The organism is Heminiphilus faecis, from assembly GCF_008728965.1.
In the GTDB taxonomy this organism is placed as follows: domain Bacteria; phylum Bacteroidota; class Bacteroidia; order Bacteroidales; family Muribaculaceae; genus Muribaculum; species Muribaculum faecis.
The window spans coordinates 1-3702 of sequence record NZ_VSMC01000055.1; the positions used below are offsets into that span (position 1 = coordinate 1).

Below are 3702 nucleotides of genomic sequence, written 5' to 3' on the forward strand. Positions count from 1 at the left end.
TCAACGCAAAGATAAAAGCATTCCGTACCCAATTCAGGGGAGTCAGTGACATTAAATTCTTCATGTTCAGACTGGCCACATTATACTCTTGACATCTTACCACCCACCGGGAAAATCCGCTGACCCGGGTTTCTTTGGTTTTATCCACCTTGACGACTTCAAAATATTCGATCATTTCTTCCGGCAGAAGACATTCCGCCAGCTCGATATACGGATTCTTTTCCATTCCAATTCTATTTTGAAGGCAAAGGTAAGATTTTAATTCTACAAACACAGTTTTTTTACCATGCGCCGACTTTTGTGGTGACCCGGAGGGGTATGAATGAATAAAAGACCGCTAACTCATTGAGAATTAGCGGTCTTTGGTGGTGCCACCAGTATTGGGGCCTTATATTTAACCAAGTGGTTGTCAAGTTGATAGGTGTATTTTGAAGGGTTGTTTTTACCCTACTTACACCTGCGAATTTCAACGATTTTCTGCATCCTGCGTTGGGGCATCAGCCCAACTTCTGAATAGGTGTTTACATAATACCTATATCAGCGATGCCGAGTTTGTCAAAGTCCTCTTTGTTTGAGTGCAAAGTTAGGTATAATTTTTGATACCTGCAAATTTTGTCGGTTTTTTTACGCAAAATATCCGACAAATTTATTACCTTTGTACTCGTTAATGGAGATGCCAATGACAGTATCAAAGAAAATAAAGCAGACTATCTCGGAATTCCCGGATGACTTTGTCTTTGCCGTTTCAGACCTTGACTGTGATGTAAGTCAACGCGAGGCTGCGGCACGGGCTTTGCAGCGTATGGCTGAAAATGGCGATATCTCAAAACTCTCAAACGGGAAATACTATAAGCCAAGAGTTACCGTTTTTGGAAACTTGAAACCTTCTCCGGTACAGGTAGCAAAAGAATTTCTGGTCAAGGACGGTCGAGTGATCGGTTACCTTACCGGGGCCACAGCGTTCTCACAATACTCACTTACCACACAAATTTCGTCAGAGATTCAGATTGGTACCAACTATTACAGGAGACCGTTAAAGCGCGGCAACTATAATATCTCTTTTGTTTTTCAGCCCAATGAAATCAAAGAAGACGCGATTGACCTGTTCAGGCTATTGGACTGCCTTAAATTTATAAAGGAGATACCGGGAACCACTCCCAATGAGGCGTGCAAAAGGATTATCTGCATAATAAGCGGATTGGATGACATCGGAAAGAAAAAAATGGCTGAATACGCACTGAATTATGCCCCGTCATTAAGAGCGTTACTTGGGGCGATTATGGAGTATCTCGGATGTGGCGATAATCTGATTGAGCCTTTGCGCCAGTCTTTGAACGGAATATCCAAATACAGGATTCCAATAACGGATGCTATTCTTCCCAATAAAATAAAATGGAGAATCTATGAACCTACACGAAGATAAAAAACTTTTTGCCGATGCGGTATTTGCCACAGCTGAATATCTGGAGATAAATTCTGTCTCTGTTGAAAAGGACTACTGGATAACTCAGTCGTTAAAGATGCTTGTACAATCGGACACCGACAACCGTGCGATATTCAAGGGCGGAACAAGTCTGTCAAAGGTCCATTTTATCGGCACACGGTTCTCAGAAGATATTGATATAGCCATTGTCAACGCTTCATCTTTGAACGGCAGCCAAGGGAAATCACAGATGAGATAGACGCAATCGTCAACGGAGAGAATACAGTCCTCTTGCTTTAAACGTTAAATAATCAAAACCTATAATAAATATAGCTAATCTATTAACTAAATCCACGATCAACTGCTTTGTATCTAATTCACTGATAGTCAATCATTTACACCCGTCATGCTTATATCTATCTTTTACTAAAGTAAAAGATAGATATAAGCATGACTCAATCAAAAGTTTGTAATGTTGTTTTTTTATACTAACTTTGTACCAAAATATGAGCAATGATTAATTTCGACGGCTACCACGGAACTGATAATGCTCATGTTAGGAGTATATTGACAACGGGGTTTAATCTGTCTGTTGGTGATTCACATTGGCTTGGAGATGGAATTTATTTTTTCGTAAAAGGGAAAAGTAATCATCCTGAAACACAAGCTGAACAATGGGCAATATTACAAGCTTGGGATAAAGTTTCCCAATCAAACAAATATGACCATTTTAGCGTTTTAAAAACGGAAATATCAGTAGAAGAATCGAATTTTCTTGATTTAACAGAGCCAGAGGGTCTTGAAATCTTCGAATACATTAAACGCAAAAGTGCGGAAAAGATTCGACGTATGCGAAGAGTAACGATTATCGATGGTTATTTGATAAATCTAGGCAGAAATGAAATGGGACTACAATTTGATGTCGTAAAAGGAGATGTCTTCATAAAACTCACCAAAGAAGAACGACGATTGCAATTCCAATCAAGGTTCTCTAATTCTACGATTTGCGCAGTTTATAACCCGGATTGTATTTCTAACATATCGAACATTAAAACAGGACGAATATGAAACTAGAAGACATAAAAGCAACTATAGATTCCTATTTTGATAGTATTTCAGAAGAGGATTTCTTTGATTTGCTTACCAATGAGTACAATATGCCTATTGTATATGATATTGATTTGTCCCCATTGAAGTCTGATATTGGCTATGGAGATGTTTTGGTGGAACTTGATAACATCACATATGAACCTATACAAATAAAAGATTTGTTCATAAACGAAATCGTTAAAGTGGTTCCGCCGCATAAAACGTATGAGTTTGTGAGCAATGATGACTCATGTATCTCTTACTCATTGTCATTTGCTGCATAAATCTATGAAAATTCAATTAAAAGGATGGAGGGTTAAAGATCTTGTTTTAACATCAAAACAAGAAAACTCGTTTTCTGAAAGTAATGACAATAAATTTCAATTGTCTTTTGGTCATGCGTTAGATCCAGACAATCCGCAAGAATTTATTATCGGATTCAAGATTGAGTTAAATGAGGCCATGTTTAGCATTGCCTTGGAAATGGCATTTGTATTTGAAACGGATTCTAAAATTGATGAGAATTTTAAAGACTCATCCTTTCTTAAAATTAATGCCCCAGCAATTGCATTTCCATACATTAGAGCATATATCTCAAACCTAACCCTCCAATCAGGTTACGATTCAATTATTTTGCCTTCTATTAATTTTGTTTCTTTAAACGAAAAGAACAAATAAAAGCAAATAACAGAAAAGCAAGGTCGTGTCAAATTAAATTTGACACGACCTTGCTTTTCTGTTATTTTTCTTTTGCCCAGCCTACTTATATTTGGATTTATTACTGAGAAAAACTGACACACTCATTACAAAAATCCCCGACAGTCCATTGAACTGCCGGGGATTGTCATTCATATTAGTGGAGGAAGGTAATTGTCTTTCAGATAATCTTCTATGTCGCTTTCAGCATATAATATTTTCCCTTCAATACAATAAAAGCCTATTATGCCGTTTGACCGATAATTGGCGAGTGTCCGTTTGCTGATACGGAGCCTTTTTGCAAGCTCGGTATCGCTAATAAAACGATTGCCGTTGAACATAGGCCGTGCCAAGTCTGTAAGAGTATTTGGAAAAGCCACTCTACTTTGACCCTTTTGGCCAAACAGAATTTACCCACCTTGGCCATAATATGATTGACCCTTTAAAGTCCTGGTGTTAGGGGTCAATTTTATTTTACCCTTTTAATTCTCTAT

At 37.9% G+C, this 3702-nt stretch carries 6 protein-coding genes and 1 pseudogene; 6 read left to right on the forward strand and 1 reads right to left on the reverse strand.

The window, feature by feature from the left end:
* The 6 genes and pseudogenes from FW767_RS13385 to FW767_RS12835 all read left to right on the forward strand — a co-directional run.
* Positions 1 to 92, forward strand: a pseudogene (locus FW767_RS13385) (transposase); the annotation flags it as partial.
* A gap of 587 nt (positions 93 to 679) precedes the next feature.
* Positions 680 to 1423, forward strand: coding sequence for a type IV toxin-antitoxin system AbiEi family antitoxin domain-containing protein (locus FW767_RS12815; protein WP_147438832.1), 744 nt, complete (start codon positions 680 to 682; stop codon positions 1421 to 1423).
* A complete protein-coding gene (locus FW767_RS12820; RefSeq protein WP_121700405.1) occupies positions 1404 to 1682 on the forward strand; it encodes a nucleotidyl transferase AbiEii/AbiGii toxin family protein in 279 nt (92 codons plus the stop codon). The genes FW767_RS12815 and FW767_RS12820 overlap by 20 nt, the downstream gene beginning before the upstream one ends.
* Positions 1683 to 1936: 254 nt before the next feature.
* A complete protein-coding gene (locus FW767_RS12825; RefSeq protein ID WP_121700406.1) occupies positions 1937 to 2491 on the forward strand; it encodes a poly(ADP-ribose) polymerase family protein in 555 nt (184 codons plus the stop codon).
* Positions 2488 to 2796 carry a hypothetical protein gene (locus tag FW767_RS12830; RefSeq protein ID WP_121700407.1) on the forward strand — a complete coding sequence of 103 codons (309 nt, stop codon included), beginning with the start codon at positions 2488 to 2490 and terminating at the stop codon, positions 2794 to 2796. The genes FW767_RS12825 and FW767_RS12830 overlap by 4 nt, the downstream gene beginning before the upstream one ends.
* 4 nt (positions 2797 to 2800) lie before the next feature.
* A complete protein-coding gene (locus tag FW767_RS12835; protein ID WP_121700408.1) occupies positions 2801 to 3190 on the forward strand; it encodes a protein-export chaperone SecB in 390 nt (129 codons plus the stop codon).
* A 170-nt stretch (positions 3191 to 3360) separates the two neighbouring features.
* Here the strand turns inward: FW767_RS12835 and FW767_RS12840 are convergent, their stop codons facing one another.
* The gene (locus FW767_RS12840) at positions 3361 to 3588 is read right to left on the reverse strand and encodes a helix-turn-helix domain-containing protein (RefSeq protein WP_235898131.1); all 228 of its coding nucleotides are present in this window, start codon (positions 3586 to 3588) and stop codon (positions 3361 to 3363) included.
* Between the last annotated feature and the right edge of the window lie 114 nt (positions 3589 to 3702).